Origin of the sequence: Xanthomonas sp. 3058, from assembly GCF_014199765.1 — a bacterium.
In the GTDB taxonomy this organism is placed as follows: domain Bacteria; phylum Pseudomonadota; class Gammaproteobacteria; order Xanthomonadales; family Xanthomonadaceae; genus Xanthomonas; species Xanthomonas campestris_B.
In genome coordinates this window covers 480,575-499,437 of record NZ_JACHOF010000001.1, presented here as the reverse complement: position 1 = coordinate 499,437, position 18,863 = coordinate 480,575, and the positions used below count along the sequence as shown (strand labels likewise).

The window sequence follows — 18,863 nt, the reverse complement described above, 5'->3', positions numbered from 1 at the left end:
TGCATCGAAGGAACAACTGCATGGAAATCTGGAACTGGGTAGAAAAGCTGCAGGACGATCTCGGCCAGGCCGGCCAGCCGCAGAACGCGCAATTGCTGACGCGCCTGACCGACCATATCTGCGATCTGCAGATCGAACGCGCCGAAGCGTTGCTGCCGGAAGCGCGTGCGCTGGGCAAGACGCTGGCCAATCCGTGGCTGGAGGTGTTCGTCGGGCATTGGGAAATGCGCAACCGGGTCGGCAACCTGTGCGAAGGCGAGCGTGCGCTGGGCGATGCGGTGGCGTTGTTCGAACGCGCACACCGGGCCGATGCGGTGGAGTGCCCGCAATCGGTATGCGTCACCCAGGATCTGGCCGCGTGCTACGCCAATATCGACGGTCCCGGCTGGGTGCAGGAACGCATCGAGGTTTGCGAAGAAACGTTGGGCCGCATCGACCCGAGTTGGTCGTGCTTCCAGTGCCTGAGTTGCGAGAAGGCCGACGCACTGCTCGATGACGGGCGCGGCGAGGCGGCGCTGAGTTATCTGGACCAGCAGGCGCAGACCATCGTTGCGCACGGCGGCCAGATCTATGACGGTGTGCCGGACATGCGCATCTCGATCCTGCTGGCGCTCGGCCGCGCAGAAGAAGCGCTGGCGCTGGTGGAAGAGCGCGAACGCGAGGCCGCGCGCGAGGGTGCCGAGTGGGCCAACTGCAGTCAGCCGCGTCGCCTGCAAAAGGCGCGCGCATTGGCGCTGCTCCATCGCGACGAAGAAGCCCTGGAAGCCTTTCTGCCGTGGCGTGAGGTCGCGCCGCGTTATCGTATGCATTGGTTGCGTGCGGTGGTGGTGCTGGTATCGCATGCACCGGAGCGCAACAACTGGCTGCTGGGCAGCCGCTTGCAGGTGATGCTCGACCATTACGCGCAGGTTGGTGCCCACCGCATCCTGATCGACACCGCCGAGATGGCGGTCGACCTTGCACTGCAGCGCGGCGCGGTCTGGACCGCGCGCCGGCATCTGGCGCTAGCGCGTGCGCATCTGCCCAAGTTGCAGCAGGACCGTGGTGCGACGCAGTTGCTGGAGCGGTTGGCCGTGCGCATCGACACCGCACCGGCCGGCGAGCCGGCGCCGGTGCCGACCGCGCAATTGCTGGAATGGCTGGACGGGCAGGCCGACGACGTGGTGCGTGACCCGGAGCGCGAGGCGCAGTGGTTGCTGCACGCAGTGGCCGAGCAGCCGGACGATGCCGACCTGGTGGATGCGACCGCGTCGGCCCTGAGCGCCTGCGCTGCGGACGATGAAGCGATCACGCTGCTGTGGGCATTCGTGCAACGGCATGCCGATCGCGAAACCAGCCCGACCTTCCGGCTGATGAATCTGCTGCTGGGCAGCGGCGACGATGCCGGCATGCGTCGCCTGGCGCAGCTGTATCGTCCGTTGGTGCCGGTGGCGGCGCTGTGGTGCGATGCCCAGCTGGCGCAGCGCCTGGCCGATTGGCCGGCGTTGGAGCAGGCCTGCGTCGCGTTGCTGGAACTGTCGCCTGGCTCGCATGGCGCGCGTGGCCTGCTGGCGCGCATGTATCTCAACACCGGCCGGTTTGCCGAGGCCGCCGCCGTGCAGCAGCAGCTGATCGCGTCGATGGAGGAACCGCGCGCTGCGTACTGGGATCACATGACCGCCGCCAGTGCTGCGCAGGACTGGGATGCGGTGCGTGCGTCGGCGCAGGCGATCGGGATGGAGCTGAGCAGTACCAGCGGCGTGGTCGAGGAAAACTGGGGCTGGGTGATCGTACGTTGCGTGGACGACGGCGAGATGGCCGAATACTATGCCCGCCGCACCGGCCCGGTGACTGCGCGTATCGTCGAAAACGCCCCCGCCCATCGACGTCAGCATGTCCGCGATTGGGTCGTGTTCGATGCCGAATTGCTCTATCCGCCGCCGGAGGATGAGGCCGAGCGCGAGCGCTTCGTGCCGACCTATGCGCAAGTGCATGTGCTGCAGCCCGGCGGCTACGGCAACAGCTGGCTGGTGGATGGCGTGCATCCTGGTGAGCAGGCGATCGATGCCTTGCGCGAAGACATCGAAGCGCGTGGCTGGACGCTGTGGCTGCATAGTCGTGACGACTACCGCGTGACCGACCCGCAACAGCCGGATGCGTTCGATGCCGAAGACGCGGGTTCGGGCCTGCCCGGCGTGTTGTTCACGGTGGCCTTGCCGGAAACGGTCGCTGCGCTGGAATTGCACCGCGCCTTGCTTGCCGCAACCGCGCAGTGGCCGCATCCGATGTGCTGGTTACGCCTGGCCGAAGCCTGCGATCAGGACACGCAGCCGCATCTGGACGCGGTGGAGCGATATCGGCTGTAAGGCGGCAATCGATGCCTGCGTGCAGCCGCTGTCGATGCGGTTGTCGCCGGGATCAGTGATTGGATATTCGGGATCGGCATGCATGGCCTGCATGCCAGACGCTCAGGCGGCGGTGGCGACCAGTGATGTGTTGCAAGGCCTGGTCTGCGCTGCAAGCACGTCGGCTCTCCACACCCAGCCTGACAGAAATCCGAACAGACAAGGCTCGGCGGCGGCCTGCATGCCGGCACGTGGTCTCGCCCCCGGCTGTGCCGCCGCGCTCCCACTCTTAGCGGCTGCTGAGATAAGAAATGCCGCGTTGCCGGCGTTGACGCTGCGAGTTCACCGCCATGGCGGTGATGCCGCGATTTGAGAGCCGTGCAGCGGGGTGATCCGGTAGCTGGCAAGCGCGCGCCGCAGCAGCGCGGTGATCCGCCGCAACGCACACGCTGCACCCGAGCCCCCTGCGGTGGTCGGGCCCGCCGTGCGGATTCCCAGCCAGCGCGACATGCAATGACGCGCATCTGCCCAGGCGTGGACCGGCTCACGTTCGACGCGTGCGCGGCAATGTCACACTGCGCTGGGCGGCAGCCTCTGACTGCTACAGGTTTGGCCGCTGGTTGCTGAATCTGAATTGCTTTACTCTGCTTCGCATCGGCGTGGGGGCGCCGCGCCGATCAAGGGGCGCAGTTCGGCCCGCATGCCCAGCCTTCTCATTAATTTTATTTCGGCGGGTGATCTCATGGTGGCATTGCAGCAGCGCTCGATTGATGCGATTCGTGGCCAGGAAGGTGCGTTGTTGACTGCGTGGCTGGACGCCAGCCTGGGCAGCGACGCGCGTATTTCCCGGCAGGAAGTCGAAACCCAGAGTGCGCAATTTCTGAGTTTGCTGGCCGCCGCGTTGAAGGACGGCAGCAGCAGCCTGGACAGTGCCGACTGGAGCGAGGTCCGTCGCTTCCTGGAGAACCTGTCGCGCGACCGCGCCACTCGTGGCTTCGATTCGCAGGAAACCGCCAACTTCATCTTCTCGCTCAAGCGGGTGTTGTTCGCGCTGGTGCAGCGCGAATATGCCGATACGCCGGAGGACCTGGGCCAGCAGCTGTGGGCGCTGTCGGAGTTGCTGGACCGACTGGGCCTTTACACCGTCAAGGCATTCCAGAAGACCCGCGAAGAAATCATCGTGCGTCAGCAGGAAGAAATGCTGGAGCTGTCCACCCCGGTGGTGAAGCTGTGGGACGGGGTGCTGGCGCTGCCGATGATCGGCACGCTGGATTCGCAGCGCACCCAGGTGGTGATGGAGTCGCTGCTGCAGCGCATTGTCGATACCGGTTCGGAGATCGCCATCATCGACATCACCGGCGTGCCGACCGTGGACACGCTGGTCGCCCAGCACTTGCTCAAGACGGTCACCGCGATCCGCCTGATGGGCGCCGATGCCATCATCAGCGGCGTACGCCCGCAGATTGCGCAGACCATCGTGCATCTGGGGCTGGACCTGCAGGGCATCGTCACCAAGGCCAACCTGTCCGATGCGCTGGCGCTGGCACTCAAGCGCATTGGCGTGGCCGTGAGCAAGGCGAGCTGACATGGAGCGCATCCCGATTCTGCGGATGGGCGATCTGTTGCTGGTCACCATCCAGGTGGACATGCACGACCAGCTCGCGTTGACCCTGCAGGAAGACCTGTCGGAAAAGATCAGCGCCATCTCCGCGCGTGGCGTGCTGATCGATATTTCCGGGCTGGATATCGTCGACTCGTTTATTGGCCGCATGATCAGCACCATTTCCGGGCTGGCGGCGGTCATGGATGCGAAAACGGTGGTGGTGGGCATGCAGCCGGCGGTGGCGATCACCTTGGTCGAGTTGGGCCTGACCTTGCCATCGGTGCGCACCGCACTCGATGTGGAGCGCGGCATGCGTCTGCTGCAGCAACCCGATCGCGCTCCATGACGACCGGCTCGCAACCGGTACGCACCGAACAGGATGTGGTGCTGGCCCGGCAGGTGGTGCGCAAGCTGGTGGTGCAGTGCGGCTTGCGTCTGGTCGACCAGACCAAACTGGTGACCGCCGCCAGCGAACTGGCGCGGAACACCGTGATCTACGGCGGTGGCGGCGACATGGATTGGGCAATGGTGGAAAGCGGCATCCGCAAGGGCGTGCAGCTGACCTTCCGCGACGAAGGTCCAGGCATCCCCAATCTGGATCTGGCACTCACCGATGGCTGGACCTCCGGCAGTGGACTGGGGTTGGGCCTGTCCGGCAGCCGTCGGCTGGTGGATGACTTCGTCCTGGACACTGCAGCCGGCAAGGGCACGCGCATCACCATCACCAAATGGAAGTGAACGTCGCTGGCGAGGTCACACGTGCGTTTCGTGTCGACGAAACCAGCCAGGTCGGCCAGGCACGTCGCGAGGCGGTCGCGTTGGCGCAGATCCTGACCTTCGATGAATCCGCCTGCGGCCGCGTCGCGCTGGTTGCCACCGAGCTTGCCACCAACCTGGTCAAGCATGGCGGTGGCGGCTGCCTGCAGCTGTCGGCGGTGGCCACGCGCGAGGGCATGGGGGTAGAGATCTGCGCCATCGACAACGGTCCGGGGTTCGCGCTCGAGAACGGTCTGCGCGATGGCTATTCCACCGCCGGCACGCCAGGCACCGGGCTGGGCGCGATCAAGCGCCAGGCGCAGGTGCTGGACGCCTATTCCGATGCCAAGGGTGCGATCGTGATGGCGCGACTGTTCGCCCAGCAACGCGCCGAACTGGACCTGCCGTATGGCGCCCTGCGCGTGCCGATGCACAACGAAGTGGTATGTGGCGATGCCTGGCATCTGGCGATCGGCGAGCAGCGGACGAGCGTGACCGTGATCGACGGCCTGGGCCATGGGCCCGGTGCGGCCGAGGCTGCCGATGCCGGCACCCGCGCCGCAGCCAAGGCCGGCGGCGCGCCCGGCGAGCGCATCGCCCAGCTGCATGCCGGTATGTCCGGCACACGGGGCGGTGCGGCGGCAGTGATGCAGTTCGACAGCAGCATCGGGCAGGTACGGTTTGCCGGTGTCGGCAATATCGTCGCCTCGTTGTGCGATGGCGATGGCGTGCGCGGCATGCCCTCGCACCCAGGCATTGTCGGCGTGCAGTTCCGCAAGGCGCAGCCGTTCGATTTCCCGCAGGCGGCCGGTAAACTGCTGGTGATGCATAGCGACGGCCTGCAGTCGCGCTGGAATCTGCGCGATCATCCGGGCCTGCTGTCGCGCCATGCACGTCTCGTGGCGGCGGTGCTGTTGCGCGATTACACGCGCGGCCGCGACGATTGCGGTGTGTTTGTGATGCGCTTGGGAGGCGTGCAATGAAGACGTCCGGCGACGCACCTGCCATCGATCCGATGGCCGAACTGGATGCACTGCGGCAACAGAATCAGGCCCTGCGCGAAGAGTTGGAAGAAACCAACCAGGGCGTGCTGGCGCTGTATGCCGAGCTCGACCAGCAGGCCGAGCAGCTGCGCGATGTGTCCGAGCTCAAGAGCCGGTTTCTGTCGTACATGAGCCACGAGTTCCGCACCCCGCTCAGTTCGATCCTGAGCATCACCCGGCTGCTCGAAGACGGCATGGACGGGCCGCTCAATGCCGAGCAGTCCAAGCAGGTGCGCTTTGTCAGCGCCTCGGCGCGCGAACTCACCGAGATGGTCGACGACCTGCTGGATCTGGCCAAGATCGAGGCTGGCCGCATCACCATCTCGCCGGGTTGGTTCGATCTGATGGACCTGTTTGCGGCGTTGCGCGGCATGTTTCGTCCGCTCACCGATACCGGCAGCACCAGCTTGATCTTCGAAGATCCACCCGTTCTGCCGATGCTCTACACCGACGACAAGAAGTTGGCGCAGATCCTGCGCAACTTCATCTCCAACGCGCTCAAGTTCACCCCACAAGGCCATGTGCGCGTGTTCGCGCAGCTGGAAGGCGTCGACCAGGTGCGCTTCAGCGTGCAGGACACCGGCATCGGCATTCCGGCCGAGCTTCACGAGGCCTTGTTCGAGGATTTCGTACAGGTGGACTCGCCGCTGCAGAAACGCCTCACCGGTACCGGCCTGGGGCTGTCGATCTGCAAGCGGTTCGCCGAATTGCTCGGCGGGCGGGTGGGGATCGAAAGCGTGGTCGGGCAGGGATCGGAATTTTTCGTGGTGCTGCCGGTGAAACTGGCGCCGGAGGACGCACGTGGGCAGTAGTCATCGCATTCTGGTGGTCGACGACAACGCGGTGACACGGTATTCGGTGCGGCGCGTGCTCGAACATCACCAGTTCGAGGTCGAAGAAGCCGGCACCGGCACCGACGGGCTGGCCAAACTGGCCACGCAGGCGTTTTCCGCAGTGGTGCTGGACGTCAACCTGCCAGACATGAGCGGCTTCGACATCGTGCGCACGCTGCGTGACGCGCCGCGTACCGCGTTGCTGCCGGTGGTGCATGTGTCGGCCGCATCGATCGCCACTGGTGACATGATCACCGGCCTGGAGGCCGGCGCCGATGCCTACCTGATTCATCCGGTCGATCCCAGCGTGCTGGTCGCCACGCTGCGCACCCTGTTGCGCGCGCGCCAGGCCGAAGAGGCCTTGCGCATCAGCGAGGCACGCTTCCGCGAGATCTTCGAGCACATCAGTGCGCCGATCGCGGTGGTGGATGCCAGCCTGCATACGCATCAAGCCAATGCGGCGTTCCAGCGCCTGATCGGCACCGCGACGCCGGGCGAAGCGATCGCCGTGCCTGGGGTGGACCAGGCCGCCACCGTGCTCGCGCTGACCAACGCGCTGGCGCAACGCGCGCGCTGGAGCGGTGCGTTGTCGATCCTGCGCGATGGCAAGGTGTGCGAAACCGAGTGGCGCGTGTCGCCGTATCGCGAGCCGGACCTGGGCTTGCTGCTGGTGGAGGACGTTACCGAGCAGCGCCTGCGCGAGCGCGAGCAGCGCCAGGAACTGGACACCGCCACCAGCGAGCTGGCCCACCAGATCGCCGAGCGCCAGCGCACCGAAATCCAGTTGCTGCAGGCGCAGAAGATGGAGGCGCTGGGCAAGCTCACCGGCGGTATCGCGCACGACTTCAACAACTTGCTGACCAGCATCATTTCCGGGCTGGACATGATCCAGCTGGCGGTGGAATCCAACCGCATCGAGCGGGTGCCGCGGCTGGCGGAAATCGCCACCGGCTCGGCGCATCGCGCCGCCGCGTTGACCCAGCGCATGCTCGCGTTTGCGCGTAAGCAATCGCTGGATGCGCAGCCTTTCGACGTCAATCAGCGTGTGCGCTCGCTGGAAGACATGCTGCACCGCTCGATCGGCGAAAACATCGTGCTGGAACTCGACCTGGCAGACACGCCGTTGGTCGCGGTGGCCGATGCCAACCAGCTCGAAAACGTGGTGCTCAATCTGGTGATCAATGCGCGCGATGCATTGAAGGGGCAGGGCACCATCCGCATCCAGAGCGCGGCCTATACCGCGCTCGACGATTCGGAGCTGGACGATGGCGACTACGTGGCAGTGAACGTGATCGACAACGGTAGCGGCATCGAGGCGGCGATCCTCAATCAGGTATTCGAGCCGTTTTTCACTACCAAGCCGATCGGCGAAGGCACCGGCCTGGGTTTGTCGATGACCTACGGGTTCGCGCGCCAGTCCGGCGGCACCGCACGCATCGCCAGCACCGTGGGGCGCGGCACGACGGTGACCTTGCTGTTGCCGCGCGGGCTGGCTGCAAGCGAGTTGCCGCTGGCGCCGGCACCAAGCGCGCAGCGCCCGCGCAACGAGCGCATCCTGCTGGTGGACGACACCGATGTGGTGCGCATCATGGTGAGCGAGGTACTCAGCGATGCCGGCTACCACGTGATCGAAGCCGAGGATGCCAATGGCGCGCTGAATCAATTGCGTGCCGGCGTGGAGGTGGACCTGGTGGTGTCCGACGTCGGCCTGCCTGGCATGAACGGGCGCGACATGGCCGATGTGGCGCGCGCGCTGCGGCCGGGCCTGCCGATCCTGTTCATCACCGGCTACGCCGAAAGCGCCGCCACCCGCCAGGAATTCCTGGCCGAAGGCATGGCGCTGTTGCCCAAGCCCTTCAGTCTCAACGATCTGCTCAACATGGTCGGGCAGATGCTCGATAGCAGCGTGTTGGCCACCCGCGCGTAGGGCGCGTCGATGCCCATGCGCGCCAGCGGCGAATGCCGCCGTATCGTGCGATCACGATGTCCTTGCGATCCCCGGTCGTGTTGAAGACACCCAAGCGCATCTACGTGCGCGCGCTTTCCCTCCCGTCACAAGCCGGTTTGCGCGCGAAGGTGCGTGGCCTGTTGTTCGATACCGATGCAGCGCACAGGGTGCGCGCGTTTGCTCGCGCTCAGCGCGAATACGCGTACGGGCTCAACGTAGCGCCCGGGAAACCACCGGCCGTGTCGGTGACGCGCATGCTGGCATCGCAGCGAACACTCCTCGGGTGAGTGCATCGTTGCCGTAGTTGATCTGGCCTGGATGATCGGTCGCGGTGCCGATCTGGTCGCAATGCACCAGATCGCTGCTCTTGAACGCCGGCAAGCGGGGAAGTAACCGAACGTGGAATTGACTAGGTCGAAGTCATTGTCCACGCGGATCGCGGACGGGTTCGGATAGAAACCGGCCAGCACCCGGTTGCGGTACTGCGCGGCAGTCGGCACCGGGCCGCCGTCATCGCGCTGGTAGTCGATTAGGCGATCACCGCGCTGCCGGCATGCGCCAGCGGACAGCTCAGTGCAGCCAGCAGGGCGGTCATCCACGCAAGTCGTTTCAAGGCATGTTTCTCTACGCTGAGTGCTTCCACACGGCGCCAGCATGGCAGCACTCGGCCAGTCCGGGCATGCCGTCTCGCCATGTCTGGTGTACGCAACGGCATGGCTGTGCATGTACGCGGCGACACGCGTGCCATGGCGCTGCAACATTGCTGACATATCGTGCGCGCGGCGCCACCTTGCGCCTTCGTCCGGCATGCCTGTGCCGATGGACGACACCTCGCGCTACCTACCCAAGGATCACCTCGCATGTCGTTGTACTTGTCTGTCTTCGCGTCCCTGACGTCCGCCGCTACGCACGCACCTGCACGCCGTCGCGCCACCTTGCAGCGCACGCCGCTTGCGCGCGCCTGCGCCGGCCTGTTGCTTGCTTCGATGGCCGCCGCCGCGTCGGCGCAGCAAGCGCCGACGACCCAGGGCGAGGGCAGCCCGACCGCGCTGGATACCGTCACCGTCACCGCCGAGCACCGCGAGCAGAACCTGCAGGAGGTGCCGGTGTCGGTGGGCGTGGTGCAGGGCGCAGCGATGCGCGAGTACACCGCCGGCGGCGACGACACGCTGCTGGCGCTGTCCGGACGCGTGCCGGGCTTCTATGCCGAGACCACTACCGGGCGCATCTTCCCGCGCTTCTATATCCGAGGCCTGGGCAATATCGATTTCTATCTCGGCGCTTCGCAGCCGGTGTCCATCATCCAGGACGACGTGGTGCTCGAGCACGTGGTGCTCAAGTCCAATCCCGTCTATGACCTGGACCAGGTCGAAGTGCTGCGCGGCCCGCAAGGCACCTTGTTCGGTCGCAACACCACCGCCGGCATCGTCAAGTTCGACACGGTCAAGCCCAGCGACACCTACACCGGCCGCGCCAACGCCAGCTACGGCAGCTACAACACGGTGTCGCTGGATGGCGGCTTCGGCGGCCCGATCAACGACGTGCTGTCCTTCCGCGTCTCGGCCTTGTACCAGCACCGCGAAGACTGGGTGGACAATACCTTTGCCGGTAGCAGCGCCGATGGCACGCGTACCCCGCGCAAGGACGCGATGGGCGGCTACAACGACCGCAATGCGCGCCTGCAGGTGCTGCTCAAGCCCAACGATGCGTTCTCGCTGCTGGGCTCGGTGCACACCCGCGATTACGACGGTACCTCCACGCTGTTCTTGCGCAATGCGGTGACGCGCGGCAGCGACAAGGTGGATGTGCCGCGCGACCGCGTGGCCTATGACGAGGCGCACGATAACCCGCAGGCGTATCAGACCGACGGCGGCTCGATCAGGGCGATCTACGACTTCGGCGGCGTGTCGCTGACCTCGATCACCGCCTACGAAACCACCTCCGGCTATAGCCGTGGCGACACAGATGGCGGCGCAGCGGCGAACTACCCGATCAACGGCGTGCCGAACGGCTTCGGTCAGTCGATGGGGCAGATCCGCGACCTGGATCAGTACACCCAGGAGCTGCGCCTGGCCAGCGAGGGCGACGACGCACTGCAATGGCAGGTGGGCGCGTTCTATTTCGATGGCCGCGACACCACAGATTTTTATCAGCGTGCGTATTTCCTGCGCACTGCCGCGCGCAATCCCAACAACTGGGTGCGCCTGCGCAACACCAATACCTCGTGGGCCGGCTTCGGCCAGCTCAGCTACAAGGCCACCGATGCGCTGACGCTGACCGCCGGCATCCGCCAGACCAAGGACAGCAAGGAAACCCGTCTGCTCAAGACCGCCGATACCGCGGCCGGTGCGGTGACCTATCGCGGCCGACGCGACGTGCGCATGTCCGACACCCAGCCCAGCTGGGATGTGAGCGCGATGTACGAACTCAACCCGGAGCTGAGCGTGTATGCGCGTGTGGCACGCGGTTTCCGTGGCCCCACCATCCAGGGCCGCAGCGCGGTGTTCAATTCGGACTTCACCACCGCCGATTCGGAAACCATCCTGTCGTGGGAAGCCGGCATCAAGAGCAGCCTGTTCGACAATCGCCTGCGTCTGAATGTCAGCGGCTTCACCTATACCGTCGACGACATCCAGCTCAACGGCAACGATTCCGATGGCAATGGCGTGCTGTTCAATGCCGACAAGGCCAAGGCCTACGGTCTGGAAGCGGACCTGGATTGGCGCCCGATCTCCAACCTGTCGCTGACCGCCGGCCTGAGCCTGCTGCATAGCGAAATTCAGGACAAGCGTGTGTTTGCGCAGGCCTGCGCGCTCAACGGCGTGGTGGTGTGCACGGTCAACGACCCGACCATTCGCGTCGGCGCCAATACCTTCGCGCAGATCGACGGTAACCCGCTGCCCAACGCGCCCAAGTACAACCTCAACCTGGCGGTGCGTTACGACATTCCCGTCGGCAACGAGGGTGCGTTCTTCGTCTCCACCGACTGGAACAAGCAGGGCCAGACCAGCTTCGTGCTGTACGACGCCACCGAGTTCCGCGCCGATGGCAATTTCGAAGGCGGCCTCAAGCTGGGCTACACCGGTGGTTACGGTGCGTGGGAAGTGGCGGCATTTGCGCGCAACATCACCAACGAAAAGAACGTCAAGGGTGTGATCGAAAACTACATGGCGGCGGTCTATAACGAGCCGCGCATCGTGGGCGTCTCGGTCAACGTCAACTGGCAGTGAGTTAGAGCACTACCGAAGGCATCGTTGCGGCGCGCGCGTCGCAGTGAGCCGATGGAATCGTGAGCCGGCTGCGTTTGCGCGCAGCCGGCCGGTTGTCGTTTCAACGATTGCGCAATACCGAGCCGACCCAACTGACGATCTGTGTGCTGCTCACTGCGCCGGAATGACGTCCAATCTCGTTGCCACCACGGATGACCAGCAGGGTGGGAATGCTGCGGATGCCGAAGCGCGTGCCCAGCGCCGGGTGCAGGTCGGTATCCACCTTTGCCAGCCGCACCTGCGGTTCGAGCAGCGGGGCGGCTGCCGCGAACTGCGGCGCCATGGTCAGGCACGGCCCACACCACGGCGCCCAGAAATCCACCACCAACGGCAGCTCGCTGCGCACCGCATGCTTGTCGAAATCGGCCGTGGACAGCGCCACCGGCGCACCCAGAAACAATGGCCGATGGCAGCTGCCGCAGTTGGGCGCATCGCGCAGGCGCGCGCGCGCGATGCGATTCATCGCAGTGCAGCTCGGGCAGGCCACCAGCAGCGGCGCAATGGTCATCGGTGATCTCCGCAGGCAAGAGAGACGGTGCATCGCAGGTTGCGCCGGTGGCGATCCGCGCGTGCGTGGGCGGTTGTCAGTGTAGCCAGGGTGACGCAAGGCCTGCGTGCGGAGGCGATGATTGCGGGGCTGCACGGCTGGTGGCAGGTGCGTCCATTCCTGCCGCCAGGCGGTGCACCGATCAGGCCGACCGGGCCAGGTCCAGCACCGGCACGAAGCCGCCGAAGATCATGCGCTTGCCGTCGTAAGGCATCGGATTGACCGCCGGGTCCATGCGCGGGTCGTCCATCATCTTCTGCATGCCGGCATCGCGCGTGGCCTTGTTCGGCCATTCGATCCAGGAGAACAGCACGGTTTCGTCCGCGGCTGCCTCGACCGCGCGATAAAAGTCGGTCTGCTGCCCGTGCGGTACGTCATCGCCCCAGCACTCCACCACGCGCAATGCGCCGTATTCCATGATCATGCTGTCGCCCATGCGGGCGTGTTCCAGGAACTTGTCCTTGTTGGCAGTGGGCACCGCAAGGACGAAACCATCGATGTACGACATGAACCACCTCCGCTGGCATGACGCACGGCGTGCGCCTTGTAGAAACGACGAACAGGCGGGGCCGGGAGCGATACGCAGATCGGCGCGTGGCGCCGTCTGCGTGAAAGCCTGCGTGCACGGATGGGCTCGTTCGTCGTCACCGCCATGGCTCGGACGATCCGTGTGCGCAACTGCCCGACGTGCTGTGTCCCCGCACCTGAGAGTGCCGACCCAGCATAGCGGGCCGACGTCCTCATGGCCGTTATGACGCAGCCAGGTGACGCCGTTGCAACGTCGCTTCGAACACCACCGCGTCGGCTTCGTTGCGCGCCTGCAGCGTGCCGCCATGCGCCTTGACGAACTGGTCGGCGATGAACAGCCCCAATCCCAGCCCCTGGCTGGTGTGAAAGCTGGCCTTGAACGGCTCGAACAGACGCGGCATCAGACTGTCCGGGATATGCCCGCTGTTGCGCACCGACAGACGCAGGGTGTCGCGCTCGCTGCCGTCCAGATGCACCTGCACCGGATGACGGCCGCCATGCAGCACCGCATTGCCGACCAGGTTGGACACCACCTGGGCCAGGCGGTCGCCATCGCCATCGCCGTCGAGATCGCCTTCGGTGCGCAGGTCGATGATGGTGTGCGGATTGGCCTGCGCCACTTCGCCCACCACGCTGTGGGCCACCTCACCAAGGTTGCAGGGGCCGAACTGCATCGACAGGCCGTCGCTGCGCAGACGCGAAAAATCCAGCAATTGCTCGACCATCCGGGCCATACGCCGTGCGCTGTTTTCCAGGTGGTCCAAGGTGCGCGCGGCCGGGCCGTCCTGCGGGACATCCAGGCCGAGCTTGTCGGCGCACAGCAGGATCACCGACAGCGGCGTGCGCAGGTCGTGGGTGAGCACCGCCATCATGGTTTCGTTGAGCGTGAGCGCCCGTTCCAGCGAGGCATTGCGCGTCTTGAGCAGGCGCCGCTGCTGATACAACTCGATGAACACGTTGACCTTGCTCAGGATCACGTGGGGCTCGATCGGCTTGTGCAGAAAATCCACCGCGCCGGTTTCATAGCCCTGAAACGCACGCATCGGATCGCTGGGCGATGCGGTCAAAAAAATGATCGGCACATGCCGGGTGCGCTGCGAGCCGCGCATCAGTTCGGCCAGCGAAAACCCGTCCATCTCCGGCATGTGCACGTCCAGCAGCGCCAGCGCCACGTCGTGTTCGAGCAGCAGTTCCAGCGCCTGCGCACCGGAAGAGGCACACAGCACACGGATGCCCTCGCGCTGCAGCAGTGCTTCCATCGCCACCAGGTTTTGCGGCACGTCATCGACGATCAGCAGCTTGGCCGGCTCGTCGTCGTTGCGGGTTGCAGCCAGGCCGGTCGCGGTGAGGTTCATGGGTGAAAGGCTTCCAATCGGCTGCAGATCGCCTGCAGGGTGAGGACCGCGTCGGCGCCGGCATGGGCAAGCGCGGAGGCGGGCATCAGGGGAGAGGCGGCATCGTCGGGATGCTGGATCCAGGCATTGCCGCCGGCCGCGCGCACCGCCGCCACACCGGCGCTGCCATCGGTGCTGGCACCGGTGAGCAGGATCGCCAGCAGGTGCGGCCCGAACACGTCGGCAGCCGACTCGAACAACGGATCGATCGCCGGGCGCGAGAACAGCACCGGCGCATCCATCGACAACGCCAGGCTGTCGCGGGTTTCCACCAGCAGGTGATAGTCGGGCGGGGCGATGGTCACGTTGCCGGCCAGCAGCGGCTGCTTGTCTTCGGCCTCGCGCACCGGCAAGGCGCAACGCGCATCCATCAGCTCGGCAAGATGGCTGGTGCGGTCGCGGGGCAGGTGCAATACCACCAGCACCGGCATCGGCAGCCCCGCAGGCAGGCTGGACATCAGCGTCTGCAGCGCGGCCACGCCACCGGCGGAGGCGCCGATCACGATCGCCTCGACGTGTTGCGCAGGGTTGTGCAGGACGTTCATGCCGCCGCCTTGCGGAACAGGCGCTGCTCGCGCGCCACCGACTCGAACGCTTGCGCATGCGCGCCGAACTGCAGCGATTCCTTGCTGCCCAGGCCCAGAAAACCGCGATGCACCAACGCATCGTGGAACAACCCAACCGCGCGATCCTGCAGGCTGCGGTTGAAATAGATCAGCACGTTACGGCACGACACCAGATGCACCTCGGAGAACACCGTGTCGGTGGCCAGGCTGTGATCGGCGAACACGATATTGCGCTTCAACCGGCGATCCAGCACCGCGCCGTCGTAAGCGGTGGTGTAGTAGTCCGACAGCGAGCCGCGGCCGCCGGCCTCCAGATAATTGCGGCTGAACTGTGCGATCCGGTCGATGCCGTAAGCGCCGGCTTCGGCCATGTTCAGCGCTTCGGGATTGATGTCGGTAGCGTAGATCACCGCCTTTTCCAGCAGGCCTTCTTCGTGCAGCAGGATCGCCAGCGACCAGACCTCTTCACCGGTACTGCAACCGGCCACCCACAGCTTGATCGACGGATAGGTGCGCAACACCGGTACCGCATGCTCGCGCAACACGCGGAAGTACGCCGGGTCGCGGAACATCTCCGACACCTGCACGGTGAAGAACTGCATGGCCTGCGCGAAGCTGTCCGGTTCGTGCAGCAGGCGATGCTGCAGGTCGGCCACGCGCGTGCATTCGAAGCGGGCCATCGCGTGGCGCATGCGCCGGCGCAACGAGCACACAGCGTAATCGCGGAAGTCGTAGTGATAGCGCTGGTAGACCGCTTCCAGCAGCACGCGCAACTCCAGGTCGAACAATTCCACTGCGTTCATTGCCGCGAGCACCACACCCGGCACAGCGACACCAGCTTGTCCACGTCGATGGGCTTGGCGATGTAGTCGTTGGCGCCGGCGTCCAGACAATGTTCGCGATCGTCGGCCATCGCCTTGGCGGTCAGTGCGATGATCGGCAGATCCTGCCACTGCCGGTTGGCGCGGATCTGGCGCATCGCGGTGATGCCGTCCATCTCCGGCATCATGATGTCCATCAGCACCAGATCCACCTCGCGCTCGGCCAGGCGCTCCAGCGCTTCGCGGCCATTGCGCGCGATTTCCAGCGTCACGCCGAGCGGCTCGAGCACGCTGGAGAGCGCGAAGATGTTGCGCACATCGTCTTCGGCCAGCAGCACGGTGGCGCCATCGAGCACGGCGTCGCGGCGGCGCGCTTCACGCAGCAGGCGTTGCTGGTCGGTCGGCAGCGAGGCTTCCACGCTGTGCAGGAACAGCGTCACTTCGTCGAGCAGGCGCTCCGGCGACCGCGCGCCCTTGATGATGATGCTCTTGGAATAACGCCGCAGACGCTGTTCTTCATCGCGCGTGAGTGCACGCCCGGTGTAGACGATCACCGGCGGGAAGGCCACCGCATCGTTGCCGGCCATGCGTTCGAGCAGGTCGTAACCGCTGCCGTCCGGCAATGCCAGATCGGTGACCATGCAGTCGAAGGTGGAGCCGGCCAGTTGCTGCATCGCATCGGCAATGCTGCCCACCGCAACGATCTCCAGTTGATCGCGCGCCAGCAGCAGTTCGAGATTGGCACGCAGCGCGCTGTCGTCTTCGACGATCAGCAGGCGGCGCACGGCGCGGGCATTGGTGTCTTCCAGCTGGCGGATTGCGCCGGCCAGCAGCTCGCGCGTGGCCGGCTTGATCAAATAGCCCACCGCACCGAGTTCCAGCGCAATCTGGCTGCGCTCCATGGCCGAGACCACATGCACCGGAATGTGGCGGGTGGCTGGGTCGCGCTTGAGACGCTCCAACACGCTCAGGCCGGATGCATCCGGCAAGCCGATGTCCAGCAGGATGCCACTGGGGCGCAGCTCGGCGGCCAGACGCAGCGCCTGTTCCGCAGTCGGGGCGACCACGCAATCGAAGTCCAGTTCATGCGCCAGGTCCACCAGCGCCTGCGCAAAGCGGGTGTCGTCTTCCACCGCCAGAATCAGCCGGCCGGGACGGCTGCGTTGATCGCGGTCGTCGTCGGCGGACTGGATCGGCGCCGCGCTGCGGGCCACCACGGGTGGAGGCGGTACGTCGAGCGCAGCGGCAGCGGGCTCGCCGAAGCGCGTGGTGGTGACGCCGCGCTGCTGCGCCGGTGCGGGCGTTGCCGGGGGCGCGCTGGTCGCCTCTGCGGGTGCGCCATCGGTCGGCAATTCCAACGTGAAGCAACTGCCACGGCCAGGCTCGCTGTCCACGCGGATGCTGCCGCCCATGCGTTGTGCCAGGTCGCGCGAAATCGACAGGCCCAATCCGGTGCCGCCATAGCGCCGCCGCGTGCTGCCATCGGCCTGGCGGAACGCTTCGAAGATCACGTCGCATTGTTCGCGCGCGATGCCGATGCCGGTGTCGTTGACCTTGAACACCACCCGGCCCGGTGCATGCGCCTGGATCGACAGACTCACCTCGCCGTGCTCGGTGAACTTGATTGCGTTGGCCAGCAGGTTCTTGAGGATCTGCTGCAGACGCTGGCCATCGACCACCAGTTGCGTTGGCGCCTCGGCATCGGCGGCGATGTCCAGCGCCAGACCTTTCTGTCGCGCCATCGGCTCGAAGGTTTCGCGCAGCCGTTGCATCACCGTGCCGGTGGCCACGGTTTCGTCGGCCAGTTCCACATGCCCGGCCTCGATCCGGGACAGATCCAGGATGTCGTTGATCAATGTCAGCAGGTCGTTGTTGGACGACAGGATCGCCTGCGCGTATTTGACCTGCTCCGCACTGAGCGTGCCGTCCTTGTTGTCTGCCAGCAGTTTGGCCAGGATCAGCGCGCTGTTGAGCGGCGTGCGCAACTCGTGCGACATGTTGGCCAGGAATTCGGACTTGTAGCGCGAAGCGGTGGACAACGCGTTGCTGTTGCGCACCAGCTGCGATTGCGCAACCAGCAAGGCCTGTTTCTGCGCCTCCAGCGCCTGGGTGCGTTCTTCCAGTTGCACATTGGTCTGTTCCAGCTCGGCCTGTTGCTGCTCCAGATCGCTCTGCGATTGCTGCAGGCTGCGGCTCTGTTCTTCCAGCTCTTCGTTGGCCACGCGTAGCTCTTCCTGCTGGGTCTGCAGTTCCTCGCTTTGGCGTTGGGTCTGTTCCAGCAAGGCCACCAGCTGCGCGCGCAGCAGCGCAGTGCGCAAGGCCAGGCCGATGTTTTCGCCGCAACGGGCGAGCAATTCTTCCTCGCGCGCGCCGCTCGTGCGCGGGTCTGCCACCCGGCCCAGTTCCACAATGCCGATCACCCGGCCATCGGCAGTGACTGGCGCCAGCCACAGTTCCAGGCAGCCGCTCTGGCCCAGGCCCGAGGCGACCTGCAGATGGCCGGCATCCACGCCACGTACGCGGCGCACCGTGCCACGTTGCAGGACTTCGCCCAACTGGCCGGCAGTGGTGGATAGTTTCCGGGGCAGGTCCGCCGGTAGCGCCGCGCCGCCGATCAGGCGCAAGTCCTGGCCGTCGATGCGATACAGCGCGCCGACCTGCGCGTTCAACGTGTCGCAAAGCGCACGCACTGCGGCATCGGCCAGCGCTTCGGGGCGTTGATCGCCGCGCAGACTGGCTTCGACGGTGTTTTCGGCCCGCTGTAGCCATAGCGCGAATTCGGCCTGGCGACGGGCGCGGATGGCCTGCATCACCACCAGCGCCATCGCCAGAAACGACACTCCGCCGATGCTGCGATTGATCGAAGAAAAACTCGAACTGGTACTGGTCGGCGCCCAATGGAAACCCAGTGCCAACAGCCCGCACGACAGCACGGCCACGATCAACGGGACCTGCGGCCGATTCTGAAACACCGTCACCCCGACCGCGACGAAGTAGGTCAGCCATACGGCGTAGCCGAGCGGAGTGACCAATTCTGCGCCAAGCGTTCCGGCCATCAACGCCCCCGCGATGACCCAGACCCAGCGGTCGCGTGTGGTCGAGATGTTCTGCATAGGCGCGCGAACCAAACTTGGAGGGCGGCCATGGTAGCCGATAAGTTTCAGGCGCAAATCGCCGGTATTTTGGCGCTTTGCAGTCGGGTTGGCTTGCACGTCACCTTCACGCGGCGCT

At 65.5% G+C, this 18,863-nt stretch carries 15 protein-coding genes and 1 pseudogene; 9 read left to right on the top strand and 7 right to left on the bottom strand.

Translation table 11 applies throughout. The features are described from left to right. Window positions 1-20 precede the first annotated feature (20 nt). The 8 genes from GGR61_RS02405 to GGR61_RS02370 all read left to right on the top strand — a co-directional run bounded on the left by GGR61_RS02405 (window position 21) and on the right by GGR61_RS02370 (window position 8,794). Window positions 21-2,345 (top strand): hypothetical protein, encoded by a 2,325-nt coding sequence (locus tag GGR61_RS02405; protein WP_184620334.1) that lies wholly within the window; start codon window positions 21-23, stop codon window positions 2,343-2,345. Between the two features lie 721 nt (window positions 2,346-3,066). After that, entirely contained in the window at window positions 3,067-3,909 is an 843-nt protein-coding gene (locus tag GGR61_RS02400) for an STAS domain-containing protein (RefSeq protein ID WP_184620333.1), read from the top strand. Between the two features lies 1 nt (window position 3,910). Beyond that, entirely contained in the window at window positions 3,911-4,273 is a 363-nt protein-coding gene (locus GGR61_RS02395) for an STAS domain-containing protein (RefSeq protein WP_184408705.1), read from the top strand. Beyond that, window positions 4,270-4,665, top strand: a complete 396-nt coding sequence (locus tag GGR61_RS02390; RefSeq protein ID WP_184408704.1) for an ATP-binding protein — start codon at window positions 4,270-4,272, stop codon at window positions 4,663-4,665. The genes GGR61_RS02395 and GGR61_RS02390 overlap by 4 nt, the downstream gene beginning before the upstream one ends. After that, window positions 4,656-5,666 (top strand): ATP-binding protein, encoded by a 1,011-nt coding sequence (locus GGR61_RS02385; RefSeq protein ID WP_184620332.1) that lies wholly within the window; start codon window positions 4,656-4,658, stop codon window positions 5,664-5,666. Before GGR61_RS02390 ends, GGR61_RS02385 begins: the two co-directional genes overlap by 10 nt. Continuing rightward, on the top strand, window positions 5,663-6,538 hold the full coding sequence (locus GGR61_RS02380; RefSeq protein WP_184620331.1) for an ATP-binding protein: 876 nt from the start codon (window positions 5,663-5,665) through the stop codon (window positions 6,536-6,538). Before GGR61_RS02385 ends, GGR61_RS02380 begins: the two co-directional genes overlap by 4 nt. Beyond that, window positions 6,528-8,486 carry a response regulator gene (locus GGR61_RS02375; protein WP_184620330.1) on the top strand — a complete coding sequence of 653 codons (1,959 nt, stop codon included), beginning with the start codon at window positions 6,528-6,530 and terminating at the stop codon, window positions 8,484-8,486. The genes GGR61_RS02380 and GGR61_RS02375 overlap by 11 nt, the downstream gene beginning before the upstream one ends. A gap of 77 nt (window positions 8,487-8,563) precedes the next feature. After that, on the top strand, window positions 8,564-8,794 hold the full coding sequence (locus GGR61_RS02370) for a hypothetical protein (protein ID WP_184620560.1): 231 nt from the start codon (window positions 8,564-8,566) through the stop codon (window positions 8,792-8,794). Here GGR61_RS02370 and GGR61_RS02365 read toward each other — a convergent pair. Continuing rightward, window positions 8,772-9,102, bottom strand: a pseudogene (locus GGR61_RS02365) (family 43 glycosylhydrolase); the annotation flags it as partial. The gene GGR61_RS02370 and the pseudogene GGR61_RS02365 overlap by 23 nt on opposite strands. A gap of 265 nt (window positions 9,103-9,367) precedes the next feature. On the opposite strand from GGR61_RS02365, the gene GGR61_RS02360 reads away from it, so the two are divergent. After that, window positions 9,368-11,737 carry a TonB-dependent receptor gene (locus tag GGR61_RS02360; protein ID WP_184620329.1) on the top strand — a complete coding sequence of 790 codons (2,370 nt, stop codon included), beginning with the start codon at window positions 9,368-9,370 and terminating at the stop codon, window positions 11,735-11,737. Between the two features lie 100 nt (window positions 11,738-11,837). On the opposite strand, the gene trxC is transcribed toward GGR61_RS02360, so the two are convergent. The 6 genes from trxC to GGR61_RS02330 form a co-directional block, all read right to left on the bottom strand. Further along, a complete protein-coding gene (gene trxC / locus GGR61_RS02355) occupies window positions 11,838-12,284 on the bottom strand; it encodes a thioredoxin TrxC (RefSeq protein ID WP_184408699.1) in 447 nt (148 codons plus the stop codon). A 181-nt stretch (window positions 12,285-12,465) separates the two neighbouring features. Next, complete coding sequence (locus GGR61_RS02350; RefSeq protein ID WP_184620328.1) at window positions 12,466-12,831, bottom strand: DUF1428 domain-containing protein; 366 nt, start codon at window positions 12,829-12,831, stop codon at window positions 12,466-12,468. A 241-nt stretch (window positions 12,832-13,072) separates the two neighbouring features. Beyond that, on the bottom strand, window positions 13,073-14,206 hold the full coding sequence (locus GGR61_RS02345) for a hybrid sensor histidine kinase/response regulator (protein WP_184408698.1): 1,134 nt from the start codon (window positions 14,204-14,206) through the stop codon (window positions 13,073-13,075). After that, window positions 14,203-14,790: a chemotaxis protein CheB gene (locus GGR61_RS02340; RefSeq protein WP_184620327.1), complete on the bottom strand. Its 588-nt coding sequence runs from the start codon at window positions 14,788-14,790 to the stop codon at window positions 14,203-14,205. The genes GGR61_RS02345 and GGR61_RS02340 overlap by 4 nt, the downstream gene beginning before the upstream one ends. Beyond that, the gene (locus tag GGR61_RS02335) at window positions 14,787-15,638 is read right to left on the bottom strand and encodes a CheR family methyltransferase (protein ID WP_184408696.1); all 852 of its coding nucleotides are present in this window, start codon (window positions 15,636-15,638) and stop codon (window positions 14,787-14,789) included. Before GGR61_RS02335 ends, GGR61_RS02340 begins: the two co-directional genes overlap by 4 nt. Then, on the bottom strand, window positions 15,611-18,745 hold the full coding sequence (locus GGR61_RS02330) for a response regulator (RefSeq protein ID WP_184620326.1): 3,135 nt from the start codon (window positions 18,743-18,745) through the stop codon (window positions 15,611-15,613). Before GGR61_RS02330 ends, GGR61_RS02335 begins: the two co-directional genes overlap by 28 nt. Window positions 18,746-18,863 lie beyond the last annotated feature (118 nt).

Coding starts and splice junctions, on each gene's coding strand:
- GGR61_RS02340 (WP_184620327.1), bottom strand. CDS start 14,790: ATGAACGTCCTGCACAACCCTGCGCAACACGTCGAGGCGATCGTGATC.
- GGR61_RS02345 (WP_184408698.1), bottom strand. CDS start 14,206: ATGAACCTCACCGCGACCGGCCTGGCTGCAACCCGCAACGACGACGAG.
- GGR61_RS02330 (WP_184620326.1), bottom strand. CDS start 18,745: ATGCAGAACATCTCGACCACACGCGACCGCTGGGTCTGGGTCATCGCG.
- trxC (WP_184408699.1), bottom strand. CDS start 12,284: ATGACCATTGCGCCGCTGCTGGTGGCCTGCCCGAGCTGCACTGCGATG.
- GGR61_RS02390 (WP_184408704.1), top strand. CDS start 4,270: ATGACGACCGGCTCGCAACCGGTACGCACCGAACAGGATGTGGTGCTG.
- GGR61_RS02400 (WP_184620333.1), top strand. CDS start 3,067: ATGGTGGCATTGCAGCAGCGCTCGATTGATGCGATTCGTGGCCAGGAA.
- GGR61_RS02405 (WP_184620334.1), top strand. CDS start 21: ATGGAAATCTGGAACTGGGTAGAAAAGCTGCAGGACGATCTCGGCCAG.
- GGR61_RS02350 (WP_184620328.1), bottom strand. CDS start 12,831: ATGTCGTACATCGATGGTTTCGTCCTTGCGGTGCCCACTGCCAACAAG.
- GGR61_RS02385 (WP_184620332.1), top strand. CDS start 4,656: ATGGAAGTGAACGTCGCTGGCGAGGTCACACGTGCGTTTCGTGTCGAC.
- GGR61_RS02395 (WP_184408705.1), top strand. CDS start 3,911: ATGGAGCGCATCCCGATTCTGCGGATGGGCGATCTGTTGCTGGTCACC.
- GGR61_RS02360 (WP_184620329.1), top strand. CDS start 9,368: ATGTCGTTGTACTTGTCTGTCTTCGCGTCCCTGACGTCCGCCGCTACG.
- GGR61_RS02380 (WP_184620331.1), top strand. CDS start 5,663: ATGAAGACGTCCGGCGACGCACCTGCCATCGATCCGATGGCCGAACTG.